This is a genomic window from Streptomyces sp. NPDC060000 (genome assembly GCF_042737375.1).
Classification (GTDB): Bacteria; Actinomycetota; Actinomycetes; order Streptomycetales; family Streptomycetaceae; genus Streptomyces.
Genome location: NZ_JBHWUU010000005.1, coordinates 112,406 through 138,828, shown reverse-complemented (window position 1 = coordinate 138,828; position 26,423 = coordinate 112,406). Strand labels below are relative to the sequence as shown.

Below are 26,423 nucleotides of genomic sequence, written 5' to 3'. Positions count from 1 at the left end.
ACTTCAACGGCGCAGGAGCGGTCCCGGCGGTCAGACGAGCTCCTTCACCAGCAGCTCGAACTCGAGGTCGTCGCGCTGCGGGATACCGAAGCGCTCGTCGCCGTAGGGGAACGGGGTCGTGCGACCGGTACGGCGGTAGCCGCGCCGCTCGTACCAGGCCATGAGGTCCTCGCGTACCGAGATCACGGTCATGTGCATCTCGGTGACGCCCCAGGTCTCGCGGGCCTGCCGCTCGGCCTCCGCCATGACCGTCTTGCCGAGGCCTGCGCCCTGGACCGCGGGGCTGACGGCGAACATGCCGAAGTAGGCGTGGCCGCCGCGGTGTTCGAGCTGGCAGCACGCGACGATCCGGCCGTCCCGCTCGACGGTGAGCAGTCGGCTGTCGGGCGCCTTGACGACCGCGAGCACGCCGTCGGGGTCGGTCCGCTGCCCGTGGAGGATGTCCGCCTCCGTCGTCCACCCGCTCCGGCTGGAATCCCCCCGGTAGGCCGACTCGATGAGGGCGACGAGTGCGTCCACGTCGGTGTCGGTGGCGTCGCGGAAGGTGAATGCGGTGGCGGCGGTGTCCATCTGGACGGTCTCCGGTCTCTGACACGGCTGGGGCACGAGAAGCCTAGACCCTGCGCCGGTAGGCTCCGGATGCATGGTGCACGTACTCAGCAGCAGGATCCTGCTCCGCCCGGCCGATCCCGAGCGCTCCCGCACCTTCTACGGTGAGCAGCTGGGCCTGGCCGTCTACCGCGAGTTCGGAACGGGGCCCGAGCGCGGGGTCGTCTACTTCCTCGGGGGCGGTTTCCTGGAGGTCTCGGGCCGCTCGGAGACACCGCCGGATCCCGCCGTACGGCTCTGGCTCCAGGTGGCGGACGTGGCGGCGGCGCACGACGAACTGCGTGCCGAGGGGGTCGCGGTCGTCCGGCCGCCGGTGCGGGAGCCCTGGGGACTGCTCGAGATGTGGATCGAGGATCCGGACGGCACACCGATCGTCCTGGTCGAGGTACCGGCGGACCATCCGATCCGGTACCGCCCCGGGATCTGAGTCCGCCGGAGCGTGGCGGGGCCATCGGGACTCGATCTCGGTCATCGGGCAGGGACATCAGGAAGCGACATCAGAGCAGGGACACAAGGGCAGGGACATAAGGGCAGGCCGGGACGGGTTTCGCGGGGCGGGCCGGGCGCCGGATGCCACCGGATGCCGTGGGGCGGGCCGAGGCATAACGTGCTGGAAGGGGTCCCTTTCGGAAGGAACGCCATGAAGCTCGAAGCGCCCGTGCCCGGCGGGCCCTGCTGGACCGAGCTGGGGACCAGTGACCTGGAGGCGGCGAAGCGGTTCTACGCGGAGCTGTTCGGCTGGCGCGCGGAGACGGACGCACGTCAGGAGGCGGGCGGCTACACGGTCGCGCACCTCGGCGACACGGCCGTCGCCGCGCTCAGTCCCCTGTACCAGGAGGCCCAGCCGTGCGCCTGGAACGTGTCGTTCGCGGTCACCGACGCGGATGTCAGCGCGCGGCTGCTCACGGAGGCCGGCGGCAAGGTGCTGGTCGGCCCGATGGACATCTTCGACGTGGGTCGTTTCGCGGTCGCCCTCGATCCGGGCGGCGCCGCGTTCCAGCTGTGGCAGGCGCGGGCGTTCCCGGGCGCCGGGCTCTTCAACGCGCCCGGCTCGCTCGGCTGGGTCGAGCTGCTGACCCGTGATGCCGTCCGGGCGGAGACCTTCTACACGACGGTCTTCGGCTGGACCGTGGGCTCCTCGGAGAACTACGTCCAATGGGGCGTCGGTGGCGCGGACTTCGGGGGCATGATCGCGATGGACGAGAAGTTCCCGCCCGAGGTGCCGCCGCACTGGCTGCCGTACTTCGCGGTGGCGGACGTGGACGCGTCCACGCGGACGGCGGTCGGCGCGGGCGGCACCGCGCTCATGGAACCGACCTCGGTGCCGGACGGTCCGCGGATCGCCGTACTGCGGGACCCGCAGGGCGCCGTGTTCGGCGTGTACCGGGCGGGAGACGAGGGGTGACCGTCGCTCACACCCGCAGCGCCCGCATCTGCCCCTCCAGCCGGCTCAGCAACTCACCCAGCAGATCCGCCAGTTCGCCCTGCCGGCCGTCGTCCAGGGCGGACAGTACCGCGCTCTCGTAGACGAGTTGCTCGGGCATGATGCCGTCGACGAGGTCACGCCCCGCGTCCGTGAGGCGGAGGTGGGCGACGCGGCGGTCCCGGGTGTCGACGCGACGTTCCACCAGGCCGCGCTCGGTGAGCTGCTTGAGACGCTTGGTGACGGCCGCCCCGGAGGAGAAGGTCTCGCGGGCCAGTTCGCCGGGGGTCAGCTCATGGCCGGTGCGGCGCAGCGCGCCGAGCAGGTCGAACTCGGAACGGCTCAGGCCGGCCCGGCGCAGGGGGGCGTCCTCGGCCTGCTGGAGGAGGGCGGCGCAGCGGTTGACGCGGCCGATGATCTCCATGGGGCCGGTGTCGAGGTCGGGCCGAACGGTCTGCCACTGCCTCACGACCGCGGCGACCGTGTCACTCCGCCCCGGGTCACCGACACCCGCCCTGTCGCCACTCGCCGACCCGGCGTCACTGTCCGGACCGGTGCCACTGACCGGACCGGGGTCACTGTCCGGCGCGGGGTCACTGCCCTGCGCGGGGTCACTGCCCTGCGCGGGGTCACTGCCCTGCGCGGGGTCACTGCCCTGCGCGGGGTCACTCGGCCCGGTGCCACTCGTAGGCCCGGCGGCGCGTCCGGCGGTGGCCCCGCCGACGGTTCTCGGGCGGTCGTCGGGGGTTTCGGGTTCGTCGGCCGAGGGCCGTCGCTCCCGTGGTGCGTCCTCGGTCGCCGAGGGTTCCCGCGCCCCGTCCGACCCGTTCGTCTCGTTCCCGGCCGCCGCCCGTCTCTGCGTCGCCGTCATCGCCGTACGTCCTCCGCTCCCGTGCTCGCCTCCCGGTCCAGGAGCAGCCCCTGGCGCCGTACCGTCGCCGCGAGCGTACGGTGTCCGGACTGTTCGGCCGACACGACCCGCTCCTCGGGCAGCGCCCGCTGCCACCACTCGCCGGACGCCGCGTCGGCGGTGTCCCGCAGGTCGACCAGAGCGGCGGCGAGGCCGCGGCGGGCGGACTCCAGGGCGCCGGGGGCGGGGCGCGGGTCCGCCAGGAGGCGGGCGGCCTGTTCGCGGGCCCGTTCGACGGCCGTCAGGGCGTGTCCGAGCCGATCGCCGGCCCGGCGGTTGGTGACGGCGACCGCGGCGACGAAGCCGACCACGGCACCGACGAGGGTGTCCACGAGCCGCTCGGTGATCAGTCGGCCCGAGTCCTGGACCTGCGCGAACTCGGTGATGAGCAGAGCCATCGGGGTCACACAGACACTGCCGAGCCAGTAGTTGCGGCTGATCAGGGCCTCGGCGCCGAAGTTCAGGGCGAGGCAGACCAGGACGAGGGCCGCCTGGGTGAGGTGGGTGAGCGGGACGAGCGCGGCGAAGGCGAGAACGCCGAGCAGGTTGCCGACGACGCGCTGGACTGCGCGCCTCCAGGTGAGCGTCACGTTCGCCTGATAGAGGGAGGCGGCGGTGACCAGGGCCCAGTAGGGGCGGCCGACACCGAGGGCGAGGGAGACATACCCCGCGAAGGCGCAGCCGAGGGCGGTGCGTGCGGCGATCGGCGCGAGGGGGCCGAGACGGAGCCACAACGACGGTCGCCCGTAGGCGAGTTCGGCGTCGATGCCGAGGAGTTCGTCGTCGTCCACGAGGTCGCCCGGGTGCCGGACCGGGCCGGTGCCGCGCAGTTCGCGGGCCCAGTCGCGCAGCCGCGCCGGGTCGGTGTCGGTGGGGGCGGCGAGGGCGATCTCGGCTCGGACGACGAGACGTTCCAGGGCCCGCCGGGTCTCCGTCGCCCGGGCCGACAGCAGGGTCTGCCAGGCGGCGTGCACCGCGGCGGCCGCGGCGGCGCGGGTCCGGGCGTGGCCGTCGGCGGTGCCGTCCGTCGCGGCGTGGGCGGCGGCCGCGTTCAGGGCGTGTGCGGTGGCGCGACGCTCGGGCCCGTGCGGCCGCAGCAGCCCGGGCGCCATGCCGATCAGCCAGGCCCAGACGCCCGCGGCGAGCGCCAGCCCCAGATGAGCGGGGACCTGCCCTAGGGTCTGCGGGATGAACAGCGCGGCGGAGCTGATGAAGGTGAGGACGACGTTGCCGGGCGGGCCGAGGCGGGTCGCGTCGCAGAGGACCTTCTGGGCGGCCGCGAGGAGGGCACCGACGGTGACCAGGGCGACGGCGTCGGTGGTGAGCGAGGCCGCGAGCAGGGCGACGGCGAGGCCGCCGGTCATGCCCAGGACCACCCGGGCCAGCACACGGGCCCGGGCCGCGTAGGGGCGGTTGTGGGCGTACAGCGCGCAGAGGGACCCGGCCATCGTGTACATCGCCAGGTCGAGCCGCCCCAGCGCCAGCAGGATCAGATTCGGCGGGGCGACCGCGGCGATCACGCTCAGGGCGGGCTTGAACCAGATGTCCGAGGGCCGGCCGAGGCGCAGTACACCGGCGATCGGAAAGCGGTGTCCGGGGCGGGATCCGGAACCGCTCGCCGGGCGGGAACGTCGGGGGCGCTGGGGGCGCTGGGGGCGCTGGGGGGTCGCACTGCTCATACATGTGAATTTAGCATGTGTTTTACCCGTGAAATATCTCGTGCCTCTTCGAACGCTCCCCGTGTACCCCCTTGCGCCCGCGTGCGCTTGGTGCGCCGTGGGCATCGCAATCCTCGACTTGCGACGTCGAGCGGGGAGGTGCGCGTGCACGGACCGGCTTCGCCCGGCTGGCTGCTGGTGGCGCTGTGTGCGGCGACCGGGGCCTACTGCCTGCTGCGGATGCGCAGCGGGGTCGAGGAACAGCGCAGGGCCGCGGGCGGCGAGGCGCTGATGGGCTTCGGGATGGCCGCGATGGCCGTGCCCCCGGCCGCGTTCACTCCGCCGGCGTGGGCCTGGCCGGCGTTCGCGGCGGTCTTCGGAGCGGCCGCGCTGCGGGCCCTGTGGGCCGCCCGCACCAGCGCCCATCATCTGCACCATCTGGTCGGCGCCGGGGCCATGGTCTACATGGCGGCCGCGATGGCCGCCGCGCCCGCGCACCCGCACGGACACGGCGGATCCGGTGTGCCGATCCTGACGGAGGTGCTGTTGCTGTACTTCACCGGATACGTCCTCCTCGCCGGGGTCCGGCTGCTGCCGGTGCCCGGAGCGGGTGGAGCCGCCGTCGCCGCCGTCGCCTGGAGCGACCGGCCCGAAGTGGCGCGGGCGTGCCGGCTGTCCATGGGGATCGGGATGCTCGCCATGCTGCTGACGATGTGAACCGGGCCGGTGCGCGGCCGGTGCGTGGTCTGCGTCACTTCGCCGTGGCCGGCCGTACCCCTGAGCGGTGCGCCGCTCGTAGGGTGCTGCCCATGATGGTCCCCGCGGTACTGCTGCTGCTCGGTGCCCTGACCGCCGTGATCGCCCCCCGGCTGATCGCCCGGGCCGACTGGCCGGACCGCGAACCGGTGGTCGCCCTGTGGGCGTGGCAGTGCGTGGTGGCCGCGGTCCTGCTGTGCTGCGCGCTGGCGATGACGCTCAGCGCGGCGGCGGCCTGGCAGGCGGTGCGCGGTCACGTCTTCGCGCCGGCCCCGCGCTCGGTGGTGGAGGCGTACGCGCCGGGCACGACGGGTCCTTGGGCGGCCGCGACCGCGGTGGCGCTCGCGTGCGGAGGGCTGTGGACCGGGGCGATGCTCGTGCGGGAGGTCCTGCGGAGCCGGGCCGGACGCCGGACCCGGCACGCCGAACTCCGGTTGCGCGCGCCGTTGTTGCCGGGCGAGGAGTCCGTGACCGGTCGGCTGCTCGTACTGGAGGCCGAGCGGACCGATGCCTGGTGGCTGGCCGGTCCGACGCCTCAACTGGTGGTCACCACTGCTGCGTTGCGCCGACTGAAGGGACGTCAGGTCGATGCCGTACTCGCGCACGAGCAGGGGCACGCCCAGGCACGTCACGACTGGTTGCTGAACTGCTCGAAGGCGCTGGCCACGGGGTTTCCGCAGGTGCCGGTGTTCGCCGCGTTCCGCGACGAGATGCACCGGCTGGTCGAGTTGTCGGCCGACGACATGGCCTCGCGCCGCTTCGGCCGGCTGACCACCGCGCTGGCGCTGGTCGAACTCAACGAGGAACGGGGCGTGTTCGGACCCTCCCCCGCCCCGCAGGCTCATGTCCCCAAACGTGTACACCGGTTGCTCACACCGCCCGACCGGCTCACCGCGGCCCGCAGACTACGGCTGACGGCGACGGCCTCACTCGTCCCGGTGATCCCGGTACTGGTAACCCTGGCACCCGCCCTGCGCACCCTGGGCTGAGCGCCACCGAGCCGAACGACCCACCCCGGAAACGCAATTGGCCGCGCCGGAGCCGGGGCGGGCGACAGGCAGGGTGGGTTGCCCGCCGCCCCCGGAGCACGACGGCCACGCGGGACGAGGACAGCCGGCCCGGACCGGACAGCCGGCGGCGGAACGCGAGAGGGCCGCACGGGAGGACGAGAGGGCCGCACTGGGGGCAAGAGGGCCGCACGGGAGGACGAACGAGCCGCACGAGAGGGCGAAGCTGCCTGCCTGCCGGCCGGCCGGGAGCCGGGGCACACCACCTCCGGTTCGCCTCCGGACCCACCGTTCGGCGAGGATTTCCCCATGTACCCCCCGTCCGTCGGCCCCCCGCCCCGCTTCTCGGCCCTGCGCACGGCTCTCCGGACCGGACTGACCCTTGGGCTGTGCTCCGCCCTGCTCCTCGTCCTGGTCGCGGCCGAGTGGCGTCCCCTGATCTCCGTCGACGGGGACATCTCCCGCACCACACACCGCTGGGCCGTCGCCGGCCCCGGCGTCACACAGGCCTGCCGCATCCTCACGGACTGGGTGTGGGACCCCCTGACCATACGGCTGCTGGGTGCGGCGGTCGCCGTGTGGCTGGTGTGGCGGCACGCGGCCTGGTGGACGGCCGGGTGGCTGGTCGCCACGTCGGCGGTGGGCACGTTGATCCAGCAGGCTCTCAAGGCGGGGGCGGGCCGCGCCCGTCCGGTCTGGCCCGACCCGGTCGACTCCGCCCACTACGCGGCGTACCCGTCCGGGCACGCACTCACCGCCACGGTGGTGTTCGGCCTTCTGCTGTGGCTGCTGCACCGGCACGGCGTCGCCCCTGCCCTGTGGCGTACGGCGCTGGCGGTGGCGGTGATCTCCGTGGTGGGCGTGGGACTGACCCGGATCTGGCTCGGTGTGCATTGGCCCACGGACGTCCTGGGCGGCTGGCTGCTGGGCGGCACGCTGGTGGCGCTCGCGATCGCGGCACGGTTGCGATGGCGTCCATGACACTGCCGGGGCGGTGTTACACCTACGTGGGACCCGAGGACGTGCGGCGAGCGGTCCTTCCCGGTGCCGGCGGCCGGGTGATCCGCCGCGCCGAGGACCTGGACCCGTACACGGAGGCGGAGGACGGGGAACCGTTCACGTACGTGGTGGGTCTCGACGGCCTGCTGCGGCTCGCGCCCCGGCGCAGCGAGCACGTGGCCTGCGCGGGCGGCGGGGACGTTCTGGGTGCGGGCGAGATCTCGTTCCGCCGCACCCCGCACGGGCCGCACGTCCACGAGGTCAGTAATCAGTCCACCGGCTACTGCCCGGACCCCGACTCCTGGCCCGCCGTGGCCGCCGCACTGGACCGGGCCGGCATCGGCCGTTCCGACGGCTTCACCCACGCGCTGGTGTTCCGGCGCTGCGAGGGTTGCGAGGAGAACAACGTCGTGCGGGAGGGAGTGTTCGTCTGCGTGTTCTGCGACAGCGATCTCCCGCTCGCCTGGAACGTGACTCCGCTCGCTCGGCAAGGCCGACAGGGTGGGAAAGAAGCACGAGGCCCGCGCGAGCCGCACGGTTCGTAGACTCGACCCATGTGCATGACAGCCGTGTTGTTCGACTTCTCCGGGACCCTGTTCCGTATCGAGTCCGCCGAGTCCTGGCTGCGGGCGGTACTGGAAGCGGCGGGCAGCCCGCTGCCCCAGTCCGAGCTCGTCGAGAAGGCGCGGGCGCTGGAGACGGCCGGCGCGCTGCCGGGTGGGGCGGCTCCCGTCCGGTTGCCCGCCGAGGTGGCCGGACTGTGGCGGGTGCGGGACGAGAGCGCCGAGCTGCACCGGGCCGCGTACACCGGCCTGTCCCGCCAGGTGACGCTGCCGGATCCGGCGCTGCACGACGCGCTGTACGAACGGCACAGAATGCCGGCGGCCTGGGCCCCCTACCCCGACGCCCTCCCTGTGCTGAGCGGCTTGCGCGAGCGCGGCTGCCGGATCGGCGTGATCAGCAACATCGGCTGGGACCTGAGGCCGGTGTTCCGGGAGCACGGCCTGCACCGGTACGTCGACGCGTACGTGCTGTCGTACGAACACGGGATTCAGAAGCCGGATCCACGGCTGTTCACGCTCGCGTGCGAGAGGCTGGACGCCGATCCCGGCACGACCCTGATGGTCGGCGACGACCGCCGCGCGGACGGCGGAGCGGCGGCGCTGGGCTGTGCGGTGCACTTCGTGGACCATCTGCCGGCGCCCGAACGTCCGGACGCCCTGCGGGCGGTGCTCGATCTGGTGGGGTGACCCGCGGGCCCCGGCGTCGTGGGCCCCCGGCGTGCCGGCCGCTGACGGTCGCCTCAGGCCACCGTTACGGGAAAAGCACGCCCACTCTGGACGATCCCCCGCGTCGCCCAGAGCAGGCGGCAGCCGGCGTGTTCCGAAGCGGAACCCACCGGGATGCCCTGAGTATAGTTGGCTGGCAGCCAGTCAACGCAGGAGTTACAGAATGTCCCCGCGCAGCGCCTCGGTCAATGAAGAATTGCGGCGGCGTTCCCGGGAGCGGCTCCTTCAGGCCGCGGTGGAGCTGGTGAGCGAGCACGGGTACGAGGCGACGACGCTCGGTGACATCGCGGACCGGGCCGGTTCGGCGCGAGGTCTGGTGTCGTACTACTTTCCCGGCAAGCGGCAGCTGGTCCAGTCGGCCGTGCACCGGCTGATGCACCGCACGCTGGAGGAGGCGCTGGAGCGGGAGCCGCGCACCGAGGACGGCCGGGAGCTGATGGCGCGGGCCATCGACGGCATCCTGGGGCTGGCCCGGGACCGCACGGTGCTGATGCGCCAGCACATGGCGGGACTGCTGCAGGCCGAGGGCTTCGTGCAGTGCCCGGAGCAGCAGCGGCTGGCCGAACTGCTGCGCGAGACCGCCGCCCGGCACGGTTCGCAGGACATCGGTCACGACTACCCGATGCTGCGCTCCCAGTTGATGGGAGCCGTCTACGCGATGGTGCTGCCGAACGTGCCCCTGCCGCTCACGACATTGCGCGCCGAACTGTTCGCGCGCTACCGGCTCGGCTGGGAGCAGGGGATCCCGCCGGACGCCGAGGCGCCCGGCGGGAGTACCGGCACCGATCTGTCACGCTTCTTCGCGACGGAAGCGCCGGCCGGCCCCCGTCCGACCGGGGATCGGTCGGACGGGGATCGGTCGGGCGGGGATCAGCTGGTCGGAGATCATCCGGCCGTGGATCACCCGGCCGTGGATCAGTCGGCCGTGGATCAGTCGGCCGTGGATCAGTCGAAGTAGTCCGGCTGGGTCTGGACGTTGAGCTCACGCAGGTGGACCCGCTTCGCCGGGTCCGTGCGCCGGTCGTTGAGCTTCAGCACGTCGAAGCCCTTGGCGATGTCGTTCGAGTAGATGTAACCGTTGTAGTAGTACGCCGACCAGGAGCCGCCACCCCTGAGCACCTGGGTGTCGAGCGGACCACGCTCGAAGTAGGCGATCTCCTTCGGCTTCGAGGAGTCGGTGAAGTCCCAGACCGAGACGCCGCCCTGGTACCAGGCCTGCACCATGATGTCCTTGCCCTTGACCGGGATCAGCGAGCCGTTGTGGGCCACGCAGTTCTCGGTGTCCGCCTGGTGGCGGGGGATCTTGTAGTAGCCGCGGAAGACCAGCTTGCGCTTGTCGCCCTTTCCGACGATGTCGTAGATGCCGTCGGCGCCCTTGTCCGGGCCGGTCGCCGCGTTGCAGGTGGCAGCGCCGCCGCCGCCCAGCTCGTCGGTGAAGACGACCTTGTTCGCCTTCTGGTTGAAGGTCGCCGAGTGCCAGAACGCGAAGTTCACGTTGTCCTGGACCTGGTCGATGACCTTCGGGTGCTCCGGGTCCTTGATGGAGAACAGGATGCCGTCACCCATGCAGGCGCCCGCCGCCAGGTCCTTGGAGGGCAGGACCGTGATGTCGTGGCAGCCGGTCGTCTTGGAGACGCCGGGGTTGGTGGGCGAGCCCGGGTTGCCGCCGCCGTCCGGGCCCTCCCCCGGGAACAGCACGGGGAAGCCCACGAGCGCGGCCTTCTCCGGCGTCTTGCGCGGCACCTTGATGACCGAGATGCCGTCGTGCGGGGGCTGGCAGTCCGGGTAGGCGGCGTTCGGCGAGTACGAGGAGACGTAGATGTAGACGTTCTTGCGCTCGGGCACCAGGGTGTGGGTGTGCGAGCCGCAGGCGGTCTCGACGGCGGCGACGTACTTGGGGTTCGCCTTGTCGCTGATGTCGAAGACCTTCATGCCCTCCCAGGAGGACTTCTCGGTCACCGGCTGCGTGGTGCTGTTGCAACTGCTGTCGCTGCGCGAGGAGTCGGTCGACAGGAAGAGCAGGTCGCCCGAGACGGAGATGTCGTTCTGCGAGCCGGGGCAGAGCACCTGGGCGACCGTCTTCGGGGACTTCGGGTTGCTGATGTCGAAGATGCGGAAGCCGTCGTAGTTGCCGGAGAAGGCGTACCTGCCCTGGAAGGCGAGGTCCGAGTTGGTGCCGGGTAAGGCGTCCTTGGGGATGTTCGCCAGGTGCTCGATGTTGTCGGAATGGACGATCTCGTCCTGTCCCGGTATCTCGCCGTCGGCGATCGCCGCCGCCGCCTCGGCCCTGGCACCCTGGGACACCTGCTGCTCCACGGCCGGACCGTCCCCCGGGTCGGGGGTCGCGGCCGCCGGGACGGCCGTCAGCAGCGCGGCCAGGAGTCCGGTACACGCGGCGGCCACCCCCAGCCGTCTGCGGCGCGTTCGAAGGTCGTTCAACAGGGTCACTGTGTCCTCCCTTGTCGCCGTTCACGAGGAACGGTTCGCGGTGCTCCGAAGTATCGTCTTCATCATGCACATATCAAAGGCTGGCAACGCACTCGTAATGAATCTTTCCGACTCGTAGCGCGATCCATGGTGCAAAGATCCAGTCGAGGACGGTCCCCCGCCCTCAACTCACCTGCTTCAGGAGGTCGTTGTGCTCGTCCGCCGCGTGCCCCTCGTCTCAGCCTCGCTGCTGCTCGCGCTCGCCCTCGCGGGGTGCGACTCCGCGCCGGACACCAAGTCGGGCGCGGCGAGCGGCCCTTCGGTGATCGCGCCGGGCAAGCCGGGCGAGTCGAACCGGACCCTCTCCGCCCAGGACGCGGCCGATCAGCGCGCCGACGACGACACGCCCAACTCCGCCGACGTGGCATACGCGCGGATGATGATCCAGCACCACGCCCAGGCCCTGGAGATGACCGGACTCGTCCCGAAGCAGGCCGAGTCGAAGGCGGTCAAGGGCCTCGCCGCACGGATCGGCGCCGCGCAGGGGCCGGAGATCAAGGCCATGAAGGGCTGGCTCGAGACCTACGGGGAGGACGAGGCGAGCGGCGAGCACGAGCACACCGCGATGCCCGGGATGGCCACCGAGGCACAGCTGACCGAGCTGCGCGCGGCGCACGGCAAGGCGTTCGACGCGCTCTTCCTCACCCTGATGATCACCCATCACGAGGGCGCCCTCACCATGGCCGCGGACGTCAAGGCCCACGGCAACAACGTGCGGATCGAGGAGATGGCGGACGACGTGATCGCACAGCAGACGAGTGAGATCACGCGGATGCGCGGGATGCGGTAACACCTTTCGTCGACGGGCCCGGTCCGCGCACCTCGTCCACGGATCCCATCCACGGATCCCGTCCCCGGATCCCGTCCCCGGATCCCGTCCCCGGATCCCATCCGTCGATCAGGGCCACGGACCGGGTCAGCGTCGTGCGTGACGCGGTGTCAGGTAGCCCGCGTCGCGCGCCTGCGCGATCAGCCTCAGTGACCTGCGACGACTGCGTCCCGTCGCGCACATGACCGCCAGGACGGGGTCCGATCCCTCGTCCTGGGCCGCACGGTACTCCCGCGCCACCAGCCGCCGTCCCTCCATGCCGCGCGGCCAGGCCGGGCGGGCCCGCCCGGGACCGAGCCGCTCGCCGGCCTCCCCGGCAGCGGTCAGATCGCGCACGTCGTCCACACCGTCGACGGAATCGACGCCGTGCAAGCCGTGCAAGCCGTGCAAGCCGTGCAAGCCGTGCAAGCCGTGCAAGCCGTGGGCACCCTCCGGGTCCTGCGCGCCCTGCGGGTCCTCCATGACCGCCGGGTCTTCCGCCTCGGAACCGCCTTGGCCGCACCTCTCGAACAGCGGTCCCCCGATCCAGTCCGCGAGCACCGTCAGGTCCACGAGTGACAGGGGCGGCTGGGCGCGGACGTCCTCGACGGAGACGCGTTCCCCGGAGACGACGGCCAGCAGCTCGACGTGCGCGCCGTCGGTGAACCCCAGCCGGACGTGGAACCAGCAAGTGGCGCCTCCGGCCTCCCGGATCTCCCACGCCGGCCACACGGACACTGTGCCGTCCTCGGCGGAACGATCAGAAAGATCAAGAAACGATGCTTCTAGCACACACGCAACGTAACCGCATGATCACATTCCATACGAACGGACACGCGTGCACCGAGCCCGCGCGGCACCCTGTCAGCGGAGCCACCCTGGTGCGATGCTGGAGGCACCAGCGATCTCCTCCGTCCCCCTGGGTAAGGAGTTCCGCCGTGCTGCGTGTCGCCGTCGTCGGCTCAGGACCGAGTGGGGTCTACACCGCCCAGAGCCTGGTCCAGCAGGACCCCGACGTGCTCGTCGACGTCCTGGACCGGCTGCCGTGCCCGTACGGGCTCGTGCGGTACGGCGTCGCTCCCGACCACGAGAAGATCAAGTCGCTGCAGAACAACCTGCGCTCGGTGCTCGAACACGAGCGGGTGCGCTTCCTCGGCGGGATCAGGGTCGGAACGGACGGGGTGCCGACGGCCCGGCTGCGCGAGCTGTACCACGCGGTCGTGTACTGCGTGGGTGCCGCGACCGACCGGCACCTCGGTGTCCCCGGCGAGGAACTACGGGGCAGCTGGTCGGCGACGGAGTTCGTCTCCTGGTACAACGCTCACCCCGACGCTGCCGCCGACGGTTTCCGGCGGGGCGCCCGCTCGGCCGTGGTGGTGGGCGTGGGGAACGTCGCGGTGGACGTCACCAGGATCCTGGCCCGGCGGGCGGCCGAGCTGAGTCCGACCGACATGCCCCAGGCGGCGCTGACCGCGCTGGCGGCGAGCGGGGTCACCGAGATCCACATGGTCGGACGGCGCGGCCCGTCCCAGGCCCGTTTCACCACCAAGGAGCTGCGCGAGCTGGCCGGTCTGCCGGACACCGAGGTGGTCGTGGACGAGGCGGAGCTGGCACTGGATCCGGCGTACGGCGACTCCTCCGGCCTGCCCGCCGCACAGCGGCGCAACGTGGAGGTGCTGCGTGGCTGGGCGGCGGCCACACCGGCCCCGGGCGCCCGGCGACGGATCCGGCTGCGGTTCTTCCTGCGGCCCGTCGAACTGCTCGGCGACGGCGGCCGGGTGGGCGCGGTACGTTTCGAGCGGACCGCTCCGGACGCTCACGGCGGGGTGACGGGCACCGGCCGGCACGAGGACATCGAGGCGCAGCTGGTACTGCGGTCGGTGGGCTATCGCGGGGTGCCGCTGGAGGGGCTGCCGTTCGATCCGGAGCGGGGCACGGTGCCGCATCTGGCGGGGCGCGTGCTGCGCGGCGGGGCGGTCGCGCCGGGCGAGTACGTGGCGGGCTGGATCAAGCGGGGCCCCACCGGGGTCATCGGCACCAACCGGCCGTGCGCGAAGGAGACGGCGACGTCGCTGCTGGCGGACGGCCCCGCCCTCGTACGGCGGGAGCTTCCCGGCGAACCGCTCGGGCTGCTGCGGGCCGCCGGAGCCGAACCCGTCGGATGGGCCGGCTGGCTGGCGATCGAACGGGCCGAGGCGGAACTGGGGGCCTCTCTGGGGAGGGGTGTGGTGAAGCTGCCGGACTGGGCGGCGCTGCGGACGGCGGCGGGTCCGGCCGCGGCCGGTGCACGGGAGACACGGCAGCAACACCGGTGAGGTCGACAAGGCGTCCGACCCGCCGGGGGCGGCCGGTCACCCGACCACCCCCTGAACATCAACTCGTGCCGCACGCCGCTCCGTTGAGCGTGAAGGCGCCGGGGGCCGCGCTGTTGCCCGTGTGGTTCGCCTGGTAGCCGATGGTGACGCTCGCGCTGGGGGCGAGTCTGCCGTCGTACGCCGCGTTGGTCGCCGTCACCGCTCCGGAGGACGGCGCGTAGGTGGCACCCCAGCCGTTGGTGATCAGCTGGCCGGAGGGCAGGGTGAAGCCGAGCTGCCAGCCGTCGACCGTGGTGGTCCCGGTGTTGGTGAGGGTCACGGAGGCGGTCAGACCGGTGTTCCAGGCGTTGGTCGTCGCGGTCACCCGGCAACTGCCGGGCTGGGGTTGCGGGGTGGGGCCGGAGGCGTCCAGGCCGAAGAAGGTGATCACGCGGGCGGCCATGCCCCAGGCGTACAGGTTGTGGCCCACGCCCTGGAGGCTGACGGCCTCCACGGGAGCCTGGTCACCCGTACCGCCGTACCGGGTGCGGGTCCAGCCCGAGGCGGGCGAGTCGGTGGCGGCGGGGGTCTGGCCCACGCCCCGTACATCGGTCCACTGCTTGATCTCCTCACCGAAGTTGGGGTAGCGCAGCACGTCGTCCTCGGTGCCGTGCCAGACCTGCATCCGCGGCCGGGACCCGGCGTAGCCGGGGTAGGCCCCGCGGACGAGGTCGCCCCACTCCCGAGCGGTGTGGATCACGGTGCCGCCCGAGCAGGCGCTGTTCCACTCGGAGCCGTCGGTGGTGGCGAAACAGCCGAAGGGGACGCCGGAGAAGGCGGATCCGGCGGCGAACACGTCGGGGTAGTCGCCGAGCAGGACGTTGGTCATCATCGCCCCGGAGGAGATACCGGTGGCGTAGACCCGGCCGGTGTCGGCCGCGTAGGCGGCGGTCACCCAGTCGATCATCGACTTGACGCCGACCGGGTCGCTGCCGCCACCGCGCCTGAGCGCCTGGGGCGAGGAGACGTCGAAGCACTTGCTGCTGCGCGTGACGGACGGATAGACCACCACGAAGCCGTACCGGTCGGCGAGTTGGGAGTACTCGGTGCCCGAGTACATCGCGGGCCCGGAGCCCCCGCACCAGTGCACGGCGACGAGTACCGGCGGGTGGGCGGTGACGGTGGCCGGCGCGTACACGTACATCTGGAGATTGCTGGGGTTGGCACCGAAGCCGGTGACCTCGGTGAGGGTGGCGGCCGGGACCGGCGTGGCGGCCTGCGGGCGCGCGGAGGCGGAGGGAGCGGTGAGGAGAGCGGCGGCGAGCAGGAGCAGCAAGGCCCCCAACGACGAACGCAGGGCTCTCCCAAAGGAGTTCGACACGCGCTTGTCCCTTTCCGGTAGCGGTTCGGGGGCGTCGTACGTGAGGTGCGTGAGCGGGGACCCGAGGTGTGCGAGCGGGAACGTGGTGCACCGGCGGGACCCGGGACGCGAGCAAGAAGCGGCGGCTCCGCGGACGGCGTCGGTGCGGCACAGCGGATGGTGTCGGCGCGGCGGCCCACCTCCCGACAGGTCATGGAGGGAGGCGTCCGATTCGCATGGTGGCATGCGCATGCCGGTCATGGAAGCGCTCCCACAGCAACTCTCCGCAAGCCCTTGCTCATTGACCGAAGCCCGGCCGGGTGGCCGGATGTGTTCTGCGCAAAGCGTTGACTAGAAAGCGCTTGCCCTCTACGTTCCGTTCAGCAGTGTGACCGAGCCGCTCACCTCGACCCCACAGAGGGCCACACCGCCTACATTCGTCATGCAGCGTGACGCACGACATTCACATACCTGACCATCAACTTCATCCTCTTCCTCACCGAAGGGACGCAACCGCATACATGGAGGGCCCCCGCATACGCAGGCGCAAAGGTCCGCCCCCGGAGCGGCGACCGCCACTCCAGCGACGGCGGCGGTCCCGACCCTCCCTCGGTAACCCCCGGTCCACCCGGAGCGCTCCGGCCATCCGGGGCGCTCTCCCCACCCCCCACCTGGAAGAAGGCATCGGGACATGGCTTCACCAGCAAGTCCGGCAGCACCTCGGCGCACCCGCGCACTCACCGGCGGGCTCGCCGCCGTCGGCCTCACAGTTGGCATGATCATGACTAGTGGAGCGCTCACCCCCGCGAGCGCCGCCACCTGGCCCACCGCGAACGGCAGCCAGGCGGTCACCGCCACCATCTCCGTCTCCGGCACAAAGGACTACGGGATGAAGCGCCTCTATGGCGACGGCGACCTCGGCACCGGTGGCCAGGACGAGGACCAGGGCCCGATCCTCGAGCTCGCGGCCGGCGCGGTCCTGAAGAACGTCATCATCGGGTCCCCCGCCGCCGACGGCATCCACTGCCTGGGCAGTTGCACGCTGCAGAACGTCTGGTGGGAGGACGTCGGCGAGGACGCCGCGACCTTCCTGGGCTCCTCGTCGTCCAACGTCTACACCGTCTCCGGCGGCGGGGCGAAGGAGGCCAGCGACAAGGTGTTCCAGTTCAACGGCGCCGGGACGCTGAACGTCTCGAACTTCGCCGTCCAGAACTTCGGGACCTTCGTGCGCAGTTGCGGCAACTGCAAGAGCGGCCAGTACAAGCGCACGATCAACCTCAACACCATCGAGGCCACGTACAAGGGCAGTCGGCTCGTCGGCATCAACACCAACTACGGCGACAGCGCGACCCTGAAGAAGATCACCATCGTCGGGGACAGCAGCAAGAAGATCATCCCGTGCCAGAAGTACATCGGAAACAACACGGGCAAGGAGCCGACCACCAACGGCACCGGTGCGGACGGGACCTACTGCAAGTACGCCTCGTCCGACATCACCTACAAGTAATGCCCCCTCCGGTCCCCCCACGGTGAGAAGGCGGCCGTACGAAGCGTCCCCGCACGGCGCTTCGCACGGCCGCCGCACCTACGACAGGGCCGCCGCACCCGGGGCGCGGCCGCCGTACCTATGCGTCCGGCCCCGGCACCATGGCCGTCAGCCTGTGCCGATGGTGGAGGTAGGCGGTGCGCAGGGCGGGTCCCGGCCAGCCGGCGGGGAGGAGTTCGGCCGGCAGCACCGGGTCGGCGAGCAGATGCCGTACGACCGCCGCGAGGGCCGTGAAGCGGTCGGCGGGCCGGTGGGAGCCCTCGACGTGGGCCAGCAGGGCCCGGGCCGTTCGCGCCCAGGTGTCGAGCGGCCACAGAGCGGCGGCCAGGTCAGGAGCGGGCGTGTCGGGGCGGGCGGTGAAGTTTTGGAGGACGTTCCCGAGATCCACGGGCCAGGGCCGGCCCAGATTGGCGGGCCGCAGCCAGACGCCCTCGCGGAGCTCGGCGAGCCGAAGGGCGCTCAGCCGGCCGCGCAGTTCGGCGCGCTCGGCGGGGCCGCGACCGGTCGCGGTGATCACGGCCATCTCCCAGCCGCCGTCCCACACGCGCGTGTCCGGATGCACGGCGTCGTCCTGGCGACGCCGGCGCTCCAGCAACCGGTCGCTGAGCCGGTAGACGCCGTCCGTCCGGCGCAGATCGCCGGCCGTCACCATCCGGCTGAGCGCGGCCCTGACCGTGGACCCGCCGACGCCGAAGGGCTCCACCCCGCGCACCAGCTCCTTCGCCGCGAGCTCGGGCGGGTGTATGCCCAGCAACAGGCTCAGGACCACCGACCGCGCGGACAGCGGGGGCAGGTCGACCTCGCCGGGCCGCGCCGAGACGTTCATCCGCATGGGGACGTACTGTACGTGCGCCTCAGGTGTTGCACTATTGCTACAGCCGTAGAGCAGGTGCAACATGGTTGCCATGGTTGCCAAGGTCCAGACACTCGCTCCGTCCGAGACGCCGTCGCGGCCTCCGTCGCAGCCCCAGACGCAGGCGCAGGCGCAGGCTCAGTCCCAGGTGGAGGCGCAGGCTCAGCCGCAGGTGGAGGCGCAGGCTCAGCCGCAGGTACAGGTGCAGGCGCAGCCTCCGTCTTCCGTCTCGGCGTCCGGCACGCACGACGTCACCAATCAGCCGCCGCCCCTGGCGCCGTACGACGCCTCCGACGACGTAGCCCTGCTCGAGGGTCTGCGGCGGGAGGGCGCCGGGTGGGCGGAGCCGGACGTCCGCCGGATCGGCCTGCTGGCGGGCGGCGTCCAGGCGCAGGAGTGGGGCGAGCTGGCCAACCGGCACGAGCCGGTACTGCGCACGCACGACCGGTACGGCCATCGCGTGGACGAGGTCGACTTCCACCCCAGCTGGCACGAGCTGATGCGGGTCGCGGTCGCGGAGGGGCTGGCCGGCGCCCCCTGGGCGGACGACCGGCCGGGCGCCCACGTGGCGCGCACGGCGGGCGGTCTCGCCTGGGGCCACACGGATGCCGGGCACGGCTGTCCGACGTCGATGACCTACGCGGCCGTCCCGGCGCTGCGCCGCCAGCCGGAGCTCGCCGCCGTCTACGAACCGCTGCTGACCGGCCGGGAGTACGACCCGGGGCTGCGGGTGCCGACGACGAAGCGCGGGCTGCTCGCGGGCATGGGGATGACGGAGAAGCAGGGCGGCTCCGACGTCCGGACGAACACGACGGCGGCCACGCCAACGGCAGAGCCCGGTGTGTACACGCTGCGCGGGCACAAGTGGTTCACGTCGGCGCCGATGTGCGACGTCTTCCTGGTGCTGGCGCAGGCGCCGGGCGGGCTCTCGTGCTTCCTGGTGCCGCGCGTGCTGCCCGACGGCACCCGCAACACGTTCCGTGTCCAGCGGCTGAAGGACAAGCTGGGCAACCGCTCCAACGCCTCCGCCGAGCCCGAGTTCGACGGGACCGTGGCCTGGCTGGTCGGGCCGGAGGGACAGGGCGTGAAGACCATCATCGAGATGGTCAACTGCACGCGGCTGGACTGCGTGATGATGTCGGCGACGCTGATGCGCAAGACGTTCGTCGAGGCGGGGCACCATGTACGGCACCGCAGCGCGTTCGGGGCGCGGCTGCTGGACCAGCCGCTGATGCGCAACGTGCTGGCCGACCTGGCGCTCGAGTCGGAGGCCGCCACCACGCTCACGCTGCGGCTGGCCGGGGCCGCCGACCGGGCGGTCCGCGCAGACGACGGCCACGGGGCCGAGCAGGCCTTCCGCCGGATCGCCACCGCCGTCGGCAAGTACTGGGTGACCAAGCGGGGTCCGGCCTTCACCGCGGAGGCCCTGGAGTGCCTGGGCGGCAACGGCTATGTGGAGGACTCCGGAATGCCACGCCACTACCGCGAGGCGCCCCTGCTGTCCATCTGGGAGGGCTCGGGCAACGTCAACGCCCTCGACGTGCTGCGGGCGTTGACCCGGGAGCCGGCGACCGCGGACGCCCTGTTCGGCGAACTCGCCCTGGCGCAGGGGGCGGACGCCCGCCTCGACGCCGCCGTCTCGCGGCTGCGGGTCCGGCTGGGCGAGGCGACACCGTCCGGTGCCCGCCGTCTGGTGGAGCAGATGGCCCTCACCCTCCAGGCCTCGCTCCTGGTACGGCACGCCCCGCCCGCCGTCGCGGACGCCTTCTGCGCGACCCGGCTGGGCGGCGACTGGGGGTACGCCTTCGGTACCCTCCCGGACGCCGCCGACGTCGACGGGATCCTGGAGCGGAGCCTCCCCGCCACGGACTGACCTCGCGCGCGGACAGCGACCGGTCGACCGGCCCGTGCGGAACGCGCGTCACACCGGGCTCGGCCGGCCGACCGCGCATTGCCCGGACGGACGACCCGGACTGTCCCGGCGACCGGACGCGCACTGTCCCTACGACCGGCCACGCCCTGTTCCGACGACCGCAATGCGGTCCGGACGCCGGCATGCGGTCCGGGCGACCGCGTTGCCGGTGCGCCGGGCCCGCGTCCGCCAGGACGAAGGCTCGGGGCGGGTCGTCGGGGGCCCTACAGGCACCCGACCGCGGGTGACCCGGACGACGGCGTGCCGCCTGGACGACGGCATGGCCTCCAGGCGACCGCGTCGCACGGGCGCGTGGCCTGTGCGCCGGGCCCGCGTCCACCAGGACGGAGGCTCGGGGCGGGTCAGCCGGTCGGGCGGCCCCACAAGGCGTCGAAGCGGGCCCAGTCGGTGTCCCACTGTTCCACGCGCAGGCGTTCCAGGCGGCCACGCAGGACACGGCCACCGGCGAAGGGGAGGGCCGCCGCGCCGACCCCGGCCAGGCCGCCGACGAGGGAGGCGCGCAGTCTGGCCTGGGAGGCGGTGGCGGGTTTCGTCACCAGGCGGCCCTCCCGGTCCGTCCAGACCGTGACCGGGGTGCCCGAGGCGCTGCCGGGTCCGACCCGGACCTGACCGTTGTGCGTGGAACCGTCCGGTCCGATCCAGCCGACCTTCGCCCACACCTGATCACCGCTGGAGGAACCGCTCGACGCGGCCCTGCCCGGGGCCTGCTCGGTCAGCCGCCCCGTCAGGGGCCGCCACTCGACGCGTTCCCGCGCCAGACCGTGTTCGACGGACCCGGCTGTCGCCCACCCCGCCACCATCCCGACGAGGACGGTCAGCGCCCACGCGCCGAGCACGACCCAGGCCTCCACCGTGTCGGCGCGCCGCTTGAGCGGATTACGCCGCCAGCGCCACAGCCACACCTTCGGACCACGGAACGCCATCGCAGGCTTCCTCCTCATGAGCACATGAACACCCCGGCCGCCCTCCCATACGGGGCGGGCGGCCCCGATGCTCAGGCCGAATCCCTCGTTTCGACGGTCCCACGGGTCCGTCGCCCGCGCAGGCGTCCCGGCGAAAGTGGCCGACGTCATGCGCTCCCGACCTGCCGTCGCCGCCCTGACCTGCGGCGACGGCGTTTCCAGAGGTGACTGTCAGTGGTGGGGTGCAGACTGGCCGGTGTCTGTGACAAGGACGTCAGAGGCACAGCGGAGGTGATCGGCATGACCGAGGTACTGCTCGCCGTGGGCACGCGCAAAGGCCTGTTCATCGGGCGTCGGCGCGGTGGCTCGTGGGAGTTCGACGAATCCCCCTACTTCAACGCGCAGGCGATCTACTCGGTCGCCGTCGACACCCGCGGCGAGCGCCCGCGGCTGCTGGCTGGCGGCGACAGCGCGCACTGGGGTCCGTCGGTGTTCCACTCCGACGACCTCGGCCGGACCTGGACCGAACCGGCCGCGCCCGCCGTCAGGTTCCCGCAGGACACGGAGGCCTCGCTGGAGCGGGTGTGGCAGCTGCACCCGGCGGCCGCCGAGCCGGACGTGGTGTACGCGGGCACGGAACCGGCCGCGCTGTACCGCTCGGAGGACCGGGGCGAGAGCTTCGAGCTGGTCCGCCCCCTGTGGGAGCACCCCACCCGCTCGAAGTGGGTGCCGGGCGGCGGCGGGGAGGGTCTGCACACGGTCCTCACCGACACGCGCGACCCGCGCTCGGTGACCGTGGCAGTGTCCACCGCAGGGGTGTTCCGCACGACCGACGGCGGCGCGAGCTGGGCGCCCGCCAACTCCGGTGTCTCCGCCGTGTTCCTGCCGGATCCGAACCCGGAGTTCGGCCAGTGCGTGCACAAGGTCGCGAGGGACGCGGCGAATCCGGACCGCCTGTACCTCCAGAACCACTGGGGGGTCTACCGCAGTGACGACAGAGGCGGGCAGTGGACGGACATCGGCGCGGGCCTGCCCTCCACCTTCGGCTTCGCCGTCGCCGCGCACCCGGCCCGCGGGGAGACGGCGTATGTCTTCCCGATCAACGCCGACGCGGACCGGGTGCCCGCCGACCACCGCTGCCGTGTGTTCCGTACGTCGGACGCGGGCAAGAACTGGGAGCCGCTCACGGCGGGCCTGCCGCAGGAGGACCACTACGGCACGGTGCTGCGCGACGCCCTGTGCACGGACGACGCGGACCCGGCGGGCGTGTACTTCGGCAACCGCAACGGCGAGGTGTACGCCTCGGCCGACGACGGCGACAGCTGGCGGCAGTTGGCCTCGCACCTGCCGGACGTCCTGTGCGTACGGGCCGCGGTGGTCGGATGAGCCGAACGGCGCGCGAGGGGCGGCCGGCCGGCCTTGGCCACTGGTTGATCAACGCCGTGTGTACGGCAGTAGGGTGACGCCGTGGCACCACGACCCTTGCATGAGATCGTCGAACCCGGCTGGGCGAAGGCCCTCGAACCTGTCGCCGGGAGGATCGCCGAGATGGGCGACTTCCTGCGCGCGGAGATCGCCGCGGGACGCACCTACCTCCCCGCCGGACAGAACGTCCTGCGGGCCTTCCAGCAGCCCTTCGACGACGTCCGCGTCCTGATCGTCGGGCAGGACCCGTATCCGACGCCCGGGCACGCGGTGGGTCTGTCGTTCTCGGTCGCCGCGGAGGTCCGCCCGCTGCCCGGCAGCCTGATCAACATATACCGGGAGCTCAGTACCGACCTGGGCGTGTCCCAGCCGTCCAACGGCGACCTGACGCCGTGGACGCAGCAGGGGGTGCTGCTGCTCAACAGGGCGCTCACCACGGCTCCGCGCAAGCCGGCCGCGCACCGCGGCAAGGGGTGGGAGGAGGTCACCGAGCAGGCGATACGGGCGCTGGCGGCGCGCGGCAAGCCCCTGGTGTCCATCCTGTGGGGGCGGGACGCCCGTAACCTGCGTCCGCTGCTGGGGGACCTGCCCTCGGTGGAGTCCGCGCACCCCTCCCCCATGTCTGCGGACCGCGGCTTCTTCGGCTCACGGCCGTTCAGCAGGGCGAACGACCTGCTGGTGCGGCAGGGAGGGCAGCCGGTGGACTGGCGCCTGCCGTGACCGCCGACGCCGGCCCTGGCGACGGTTTCGGGGACGGCTCCGGCGAGGGCACCGGCGGCAGCTCCGGGCCCGGCACCGCGACCGCCCGCGGTGACAACGGCGGGGGTGGCAGCGACGGCCGCGACGGCATCCTCGCCGTGGATTCGGGTGGATCCGGTCTTCGGGTCGCGTTGGGGACCGCCGGGCGGGGTGCCCTCGCCCGGCGGTCGTCCGAGGTGCCCGTGCGCACCGGTGCGCGGGGCATCGACCCGGACCATCTGATGGCGCAACTGACCCCGTTGGTCCGGGCGTTGTCGGCCGAGACCGGTATATCCCGGCCGGCCACGGCGGTCGTGGGCGCGGCGGGGCTCGGCACGCTGGGTGACGCGCTGCGCGCCGAGCTGCCGGGCGCCATGGCGCGGGAGTTCGGCGTCCGTACGACCGCGCTCGCCGCCGACGCCGTCATCGCCTACGTCGGCGCGCTCGGGCCACGGCCGGGCGCCGTGGTGGCCGCGGGCACGGGTCTGATCGCGATCGGCACCGACCTGACGGCATGGCGGCGGGCGGACGGCTGGGGCCATCTGCTGGGCGACTGCGGAAGCGGCGCCTGGATCGGACGGGCCGGTCTGGAGGCCGCCCTGCGCGCGTACGACGGGCGCCCCGGTGGATCCGCCGCGCTGCTCGCCCTGGCCGAGGAGCGGTTCGGGCCGATGAGCGGGCTGCCCGGTCTGCTCTACCCGCGCCCGGACCGCCCGGCCGTCCTCGCCTCCTTCGCGCCGCAGGTGGCCTCCTGCGCCCGGGACGACGCGGTCGCCGCCGGCGTCCTGCGTACGGCGGCCCGGCACATGGCCGAGTCGGCGGCCGCCGTGTGCCCGGCCGGCGGGAAACCCCGGATCGCCTTCGCCGGTGGCCTGTTCGAGGTGGGCGACCCCCTCCTCGTTCCCCTGGCGGAGGAACTGGCGAGACTGCTGCCGCATGCCCTGCGGGTGCCCGCCGGGGGTGGTCCGCTGGACGGCGCCCTGCGCATCGCCACCGCACTGGCGACGGGCGCGCTCACGCTGCCGCGCGAGGAGAGACTGCTGTCGGTGGTGGGCCCCGGCTGACGCCCGACTGATGCATCGTGCGTAGGGAACGTACGTCATGCCCCAAAAGGGGGATTACCCCCTCCGAGGGCAAGTCACCTGGAAAACATGCTGATCACTTCTGATCCGTACGTAACTCATCAGACAAAACCGGACGGATACCGCTCACGTGCACCCTCCCCGAACAGGGGAGCCCAGGAAGCCAGTAACATGCGTCGCCATGAGCTCCCCCACTGGGCCCGCGTCCGGCCTGCCAGTACGAATGCCGCGGCCTCGCCAGCCCGGGCGGCACCGCCGACCCGAGCCGCTGGCGGCTCCCGAGGGCGCGCCCGCGCTCGTCCTCGCGGTGCCGGGCCCGCCGAGCGCCGCGACCCGCGGCCTCGCCGAGGAGATCGTGAGCATCGCCCGCTCCGAGCTGCCCGGCCTCGACGCACGCATCGGCTACCTCGACGGGGACGACGCCGGCTTCCCGACCCTCCAGTCCGTCCTGGCGCACGCCGCGGGCGAACGCACCGCCCGCTTCGAGCAGGCACGTGCCGCCGGTCTGGACGTCAAGCAGCCCGACGGCCCGGTCGGCGTGGTCGTGCCCCTGCTGGCCGGTCCCGACGGCGCGCTGCTGCGCCAGGTCCGCCAGGCCGTGATGGAGAGCCGGATCGCGGCCGAACTGACCGATGTGCTCGGTCCGCACCCGCTGCTCGCCGAGGCCCTGCACGTGCGGCTGTCCGAGGCGGGTCTGGCCCGCGCCGACCGCGCCCGGCTGTTCACCGTGGCCACGGCGGCTGACGGCATCATCCTCGCCTCCGTGGGCGGCGAGGAGGCCGTGCAGGCCGCCGGGATCACCGGCATGCTGCTCGCCGCGCGCCTCGCCGTGCCGGTGATGGCCGCGGCTCTCGACCAGGAGGGTTCCATCGCCTCCGTCGCAGAGCAGCTGCGCTCCTCGGGCTCGCAGCAGCTGGCGCTGGCGCCTTACCTGATCGGCCCGGAGATCGACGCCACGCTGATCGAGGAGGCGGCCAGGGAAGCGGGTTGCGCCGCCGCCGAGGCGCTCGGCCCCTACCCGGCCATCGGCAAGCTCGCGCTGGCCAAGTACACGACCGCGCTGGGTATCGCCCCGCCGCAGCCGCAGGGCGCGCCGGTCCGCTGAGCCGAGGGTCCGGACGCAGCAGGAACGAAGGGCCCGCTCCGGGTACGGACGCAGCAGGAACGAAGGGCCCGCTCCGGGTACGGACGCTGTTGGTAAAGCGTCCGGGTACGGAGCGGGCCCTCCGCGTCGACGCGGTCCGGGCGCGGCCGGGGTGGGCGGGGCACCGGCCCCGGCCGGAACGGGTCAGCCGAGGATGACGCAGGAGGCCGCGGGGACCGGGATCGAGCCGGCTCGGCGGGGGAGGCCGGTCTCCGGGTCGAGTGTGAACCAGGTGACGTCACCGGAGCGTTCGTTCGCGACGTACAGGTATCCGTCGGACTCGGCGAGGGCCCGCGGCCAGTGTCCGGCGCAGGGCACGGTGCCGACCAGCCGCAGCGCCTCCCCCGCGCCCTCCACGGCGAACACGGAGAGCACGTCCTCGCCCCGGGTGGCGGTCCAGACGAACCGGCCGTCGGGTGAGACGGCGAGGCCCGAGGGGTAGGCGTCCCCGGCCGGGGCGCCGGGCAGCACGGCGGCCTCCGCCAGCGGTTTCAGTGAGCCGTCCGAGGCGTCCCAGCGGCAGACGGTGACGGTCGGGGTGAGCTCGTTGACCACGTAGGCGTGTCTTCCGCCCGGGTGGAAGGCCAGGTGACGCGGTCCGGAACCGGGGCGCATCGCGTGTTCCCGGTGCAGGACCGGGCTGCCGTCGCGCAGGTCGCACACCCGAACGGAGTCCGTCCCGAGGTCCACGCTGAGCGCCCAGCGCCCGCTCGGGTCGGGCTGCACGTGGTGGGCGTGCGGGCCCTGCTGACGCCGGGTGTGCGGGCCGGAGCCGGTGTGCCACAGGATGCCGGAGGCGACCCGGGCGAGGGTGCCGTCCGGGCGCACCGGGACGGCGGTGACGCTGCCGGAGCCGTAGTTGGCGGTGAGGACGTGCCCGTCGAACACGCTGAGGTGTGTGGGGCCGCTGGCGCCGACCGGCACGGGCGGCCCGGCCTGTTCCGGCGCGTCGCCCGTCACCCGGTACGCGACCACCGCGCCGTCCACCGTCTCACTGACCGCGTAGAGCGTGTCCCCGGCGGCGGACAGGGCCAGGTAGGAGGGGTCGGGGACGGCGTTCACGCTGTTCAGGACGGTCAGCGCGCCGTTGGCCGGATCCACGGCGGCGGCCACGATCCCGGGCCCTCCAGCCGCCGTGAACGAGCCGATGAACGCCCGCCGTCGCCTTCCGCCGAGGTCTGCCACCGCTGTCCCCTCCCG

The 26,423-nt window shown here is 72.7% G+C and carries 24 protein-coding genes and 1 pseudogene; 16 read left to right on the top strand and 9 right to left on the bottom strand.

Annotated elements, in window-relative coordinates; all coding sequences use genetic code 11:
* Positions 1-30: 30 nt before the first annotated feature.
* Positions 31-570, bottom strand: a complete 540-nt coding sequence (locus ACFWBB_RS05005; RefSeq protein ID WP_385267055.1) for a GNAT family N-acetyltransferase — start codon at positions 568-570, stop codon at positions 31-33.
* Between the two features lie 73 nt (positions 571-643).
* Between ACFWBB_RS05005 and ACFWBB_RS05000 the strand changes: the two genes are divergently transcribed.
* The gene (locus ACFWBB_RS05000) at positions 644-1,036 is read left to right on the top strand and encodes a VOC family protein (RefSeq protein ID WP_385267053.1); all 393 of its coding nucleotides are present in this window, start codon (positions 644-646) and stop codon (positions 1,034-1,036) included.
* A gap of 213 nt (positions 1,037-1,249) precedes the next feature.
* Positions 1,250-2,014 (top strand): VOC family protein, encoded by a 765-nt coding sequence (locus tag ACFWBB_RS04995; protein ID WP_385267050.1) that lies wholly within the window; start codon positions 1,250-1,252, stop codon positions 2,012-2,014.
* 7 nt (positions 2,015-2,021) lie between these two features.
* Here the strand turns inward: ACFWBB_RS04995 and ACFWBB_RS04990 are convergent, their stop codons facing one another.
* Together ACFWBB_RS04990 and ACFWBB_RS04985 are read right to left on the bottom strand one after the other, a co-directional pair.
* The gene (locus ACFWBB_RS04990; protein ID WP_385267156.1) at positions 2,022-2,501 is read right to left on the bottom strand and encodes a MarR family winged helix-turn-helix transcriptional regulator; all 480 of its coding nucleotides are present in this window, start codon (positions 2,499-2,501) and stop codon (positions 2,022-2,024) included.
* Positions 2,502-2,899: 398 nt separating this feature from the next.
* On the bottom strand, positions 2,900-4,621 hold the full coding sequence (locus ACFWBB_RS04985; RefSeq protein WP_385267047.1) for an FUSC family protein: 1,722 nt from the start codon (positions 4,619-4,621) through the stop codon (positions 2,900-2,902).
* A gap of 144 nt (positions 4,622-4,765) precedes the next feature.
* Between ACFWBB_RS04985 and ACFWBB_RS04980 the strand changes: the two genes are divergently transcribed.
* The 6 genes and pseudogenes from ACFWBB_RS04980 to ACFWBB_RS04955 form a co-directional block, all read left to right on the top strand.
* On the top strand, positions 4,766-5,317 hold the full coding sequence (locus ACFWBB_RS04980) for a DUF5134 domain-containing protein (RefSeq protein WP_385267045.1): 552 nt from the start codon (positions 4,766-4,768) through the stop codon (positions 5,315-5,317).
* 92 nt (positions 5,318-5,409) lie between these two features.
* Positions 5,410-6,345, top strand: a complete 936-nt coding sequence (locus ACFWBB_RS04975; RefSeq protein ID WP_385267043.1) for a M56 family metallopeptidase — start codon at positions 5,410-5,412, stop codon at positions 6,343-6,345.
* Between the two features lie 327 nt (positions 6,346-6,672).
* On the top strand, positions 6,673-7,344 hold the full coding sequence (locus tag ACFWBB_RS04970; protein ID WP_385267040.1) for a phosphatase PAP2 family protein: 672 nt from the start codon (positions 6,673-6,675) through the stop codon (positions 7,342-7,344).
* On the top strand, positions 7,341-7,907 hold the full coding sequence (locus tag ACFWBB_RS04965) for a hypothetical protein (RefSeq protein ID WP_385267037.1): 567 nt from the start codon (positions 7,341-7,343) through the stop codon (positions 7,905-7,907). Before ACFWBB_RS04970 ends, ACFWBB_RS04965 begins: the two co-directional genes overlap by 4 nt.
* Before the next feature lie 15 nt (positions 7,908-7,922).
* Positions 7,923-8,612 carry an HAD family hydrolase gene (locus ACFWBB_RS04960; RefSeq protein ID WP_385267153.1) on the top strand — a complete coding sequence of 230 codons (690 nt, stop codon included), beginning with the start codon at positions 7,923-7,925 and terminating at the stop codon, positions 8,610-8,612.
* A gap of 202 nt (positions 8,613-8,814) precedes the next feature.
* A pseudogene (locus ACFWBB_RS04955) lies at positions 8,815-9,483 on the top strand (TetR/AcrR family transcriptional regulator); the annotation flags it as partial.
* Between the two features lie 113 nt (positions 9,484-9,596).
* Here the strand turns inward: ACFWBB_RS04955 and ACFWBB_RS04950 are convergent.
* On the bottom strand, positions 9,597-11,099 hold the full coding sequence (locus ACFWBB_RS04950) for an LVIVD repeat-containing protein (RefSeq protein WP_385267035.1): 1,503 nt from the start codon (positions 11,097-11,099) through the stop codon (positions 9,597-9,599).
* 190 nt (positions 11,100-11,289) lie between these two features.
* On the opposite strand from ACFWBB_RS04950, the gene ACFWBB_RS04945 reads away from it, so the two are divergent.
* The gene (locus ACFWBB_RS04945; RefSeq protein ID WP_385267032.1) at positions 11,290-11,928 is read left to right on the top strand and encodes a DUF305 domain-containing protein; all 639 of its coding nucleotides are present in this window, start codon (positions 11,290-11,292) and stop codon (positions 11,926-11,928) included.
* Positions 11,929-12,054: 126 nt separating this feature from the next.
* Here the strand turns inward: ACFWBB_RS04945 and ACFWBB_RS04940 are convergent, their stop codons facing one another.
* A complete protein-coding gene (locus ACFWBB_RS04940; RefSeq protein ID WP_385267151.1) occupies positions 12,055-12,678 on the bottom strand; it encodes a DUF6214 family protein in 624 nt (207 codons plus the stop codon).
* A 206-nt stretch (positions 12,679-12,884) separates the two neighbouring features.
* Here ACFWBB_RS04940 and ACFWBB_RS04935 point away from each other — a divergent pair, with 206 nt between their 5' ends.
* Positions 12,885-14,261 (top strand): FAD-dependent oxidoreductase, encoded by a 1,377-nt coding sequence (locus tag ACFWBB_RS04935; RefSeq protein WP_385267030.1) that lies wholly within the window; start codon positions 12,885-12,887, stop codon positions 14,259-14,261.
* A 58-nt stretch (positions 14,262-14,319) separates the two neighbouring features.
* Here the strand turns inward: ACFWBB_RS04935 and ACFWBB_RS04930 are convergent, their stop codons facing one another.
* On the bottom strand, positions 14,320-15,621 hold the full coding sequence (locus tag ACFWBB_RS04930) for a PHB depolymerase family esterase (RefSeq protein WP_385267028.1): 1,302 nt from the start codon (positions 15,619-15,621) through the stop codon (positions 14,320-14,322).
* Positions 15,622-16,291: 670 nt separating this feature from the next.
* On the opposite strand from ACFWBB_RS04930, the gene ACFWBB_RS04925 reads away from it, so the two are divergent.
* Entirely contained in the window at positions 16,292-17,107 is an 816-nt protein-coding gene (locus tag ACFWBB_RS04925) for a pectate lyase (RefSeq protein WP_385267025.1), read from the top strand.
* A 118-nt stretch (positions 17,108-17,225) separates the two neighbouring features.
* Here the strand turns inward: ACFWBB_RS04925 and ACFWBB_RS04920 are convergent, their stop codons facing one another.
* Positions 17,226-17,978: a PaaX family transcriptional regulator C-terminal domain-containing protein gene (locus tag ACFWBB_RS04920; protein WP_385267023.1), complete on the bottom strand. Its 753-nt coding sequence runs from the start codon at positions 17,976-17,978 to the stop codon at positions 17,226-17,228.
* Positions 17,979-18,051: 73 nt separating this feature from the next.
* On the opposite strand from ACFWBB_RS04920, the gene ACFWBB_RS04915 reads away from it, so the two are divergent.
* Entirely contained in the window at positions 18,052-19,872 is a 1,821-nt protein-coding gene (locus ACFWBB_RS04915) for an acyl-CoA dehydrogenase family protein (protein WP_385267021.1), read from the top strand.
* A gap of 401 nt (positions 19,873-20,273) precedes the next feature.
* Here ACFWBB_RS04915 and ACFWBB_RS04910 read toward each other — a convergent pair whose 3' ends face one another.
* Positions 20,274-20,855 (bottom strand): hypothetical protein, encoded by a 582-nt coding sequence (locus ACFWBB_RS04910; RefSeq protein WP_385267019.1) that lies wholly within the window; start codon positions 20,853-20,855, stop codon positions 20,274-20,276.
* A 213-nt stretch (positions 20,856-21,068) separates the two neighbouring features.
* Here ACFWBB_RS04910 and ACFWBB_RS04905 point away from each other — a divergent pair, with 213 nt between their 5' ends.
* The 4 genes from ACFWBB_RS04905 (at position 21,069) to ACFWBB_RS04890 (ending at position 25,184) form a co-directional block, all read left to right on the top strand.
* Positions 21,069-22,220: a WD40/YVTN/BNR-like repeat-containing protein gene (locus ACFWBB_RS04905; protein WP_385267017.1), complete on the top strand. Its 1,152-nt coding sequence runs from the start codon at positions 21,069-21,071 to the stop codon at positions 22,218-22,220.
* Positions 22,221-22,301: 81 nt separating this feature from the next.
* Entirely contained in the window at positions 22,302-22,979 is a 678-nt protein-coding gene (locus ACFWBB_RS04900; protein WP_385267015.1) for a uracil-DNA glycosylase, read from the top strand.
* A 128-nt stretch (positions 22,980-23,107) separates the two neighbouring features.
* Positions 23,108-24,061, top strand: a complete 954-nt coding sequence (locus ACFWBB_RS04895) for an N-acetylglucosamine kinase (RefSeq protein WP_385267149.1) — start codon at positions 23,108-23,110, stop codon at positions 24,059-24,061.
* A gap of 199 nt (positions 24,062-24,260) precedes the next feature.
* Positions 24,261-25,184 carry a sirohydrochlorin chelatase gene (locus tag ACFWBB_RS04890; protein WP_385267012.1) on the top strand — a complete coding sequence of 308 codons (924 nt, stop codon included), beginning with the start codon at positions 24,261-24,263 and terminating at the stop codon, positions 25,182-25,184.
* 183 nt (positions 25,185-25,367) lie between these two features.
* Here the strand turns inward: ACFWBB_RS04890 and ACFWBB_RS04885 are convergent, their stop codons facing one another.
* Entirely contained in the window at positions 25,368-26,408 is a 1,041-nt protein-coding gene (locus ACFWBB_RS04885) for a lactonase family protein (RefSeq protein WP_385267009.1), read from the bottom strand.
* Positions 26,409-26,423 lie beyond the last annotated feature (15 nt).

What these genes read in the sequence shown, in the direction of transcription:
- ACFWBB_RS04995 (WP_385267050.1), top strand. Translation starts at nt 1,250, where the DNA reads ATGAAGCTCGAAGCGCCCGTGCCCGGCGGGCCCTGCTGGACCGAGCTG.
- ACFWBB_RS05000 (WP_385267053.1), top strand. Translation starts at nt 644, where the DNA reads ATGGTGCACGTACTCAGCAGCAGGATCCTGCTCCGCCCGGCCGATCCC.
- ACFWBB_RS04920 (WP_385267023.1), bottom strand. Translation starts at nt 17,978, where the DNA reads ATGCGGATGAACGTCTCGGCGCGGCCCGGCGAGGTCGACCTGCCCCCG.
- ACFWBB_RS04915 (WP_385267021.1), top strand. Translation starts at nt 18,052, where the DNA reads ATGGTTGCCAAGGTCCAGACACTCGCTCCGTCCGAGACGCCGTCGCGG.
- ACFWBB_RS04975 (WP_385267043.1), top strand. Translation starts at nt 5,410, where the DNA reads ATGATGGTCCCCGCGGTACTGCTGCTGCTCGGTGCCCTGACCGCCGTG.
- ACFWBB_RS04965 (WP_385267037.1), top strand. Translation starts at nt 7,341, where the DNA reads ATGACACTGCCGGGGCGGTGTTACACCTACGTGGGACCCGAGGACGTG.
- ACFWBB_RS04985 (WP_385267047.1), bottom strand. Translation starts at nt 4,621, where the DNA reads ATGAGCAGTGCGACCCCCCAGCGCCCCCAGCGCCCCCAGCGCCCCCGA.
- ACFWBB_RS05005 (WP_385267055.1), bottom strand. Translation starts at nt 570, where the DNA reads ATGGACACCGCCGCCACCGCATTCACCTTCCGCGACGCCACCGACACC.
- ACFWBB_RS04910 (WP_385267019.1), bottom strand. Translation starts at nt 20,855, where the DNA reads ATGGCGTTCCGTGGTCCGAAGGTGTGGCTGTGGCGCTGGCGGCGTAAT.
- ACFWBB_RS04970 (WP_385267040.1), top strand. Translation starts at nt 6,673, where the DNA reads ATGTACCCCCCGTCCGTCGGCCCCCCGCCCCGCTTCTCGGCCCTGCGC.
- ACFWBB_RS04925 (WP_385267025.1), top strand. Translation starts at nt 16,292, where the DNA reads ATGGCTTCACCAGCAAGTCCGGCAGCACCTCGGCGCACCCGCGCACTC.
- ACFWBB_RS04890 (WP_385267012.1), top strand. Translation starts at nt 24,261, where the DNA reads ATGAGCTCCCCCACTGGGCCCGCGTCCGGCCTGCCAGTACGAATGCCG.
- ACFWBB_RS04960 (WP_385267153.1), top strand. Translation starts at nt 7,923, where the DNA reads ATGACAGCCGTGTTGTTCGACTTCTCCGGGACCCTGTTCCGTATCGAG.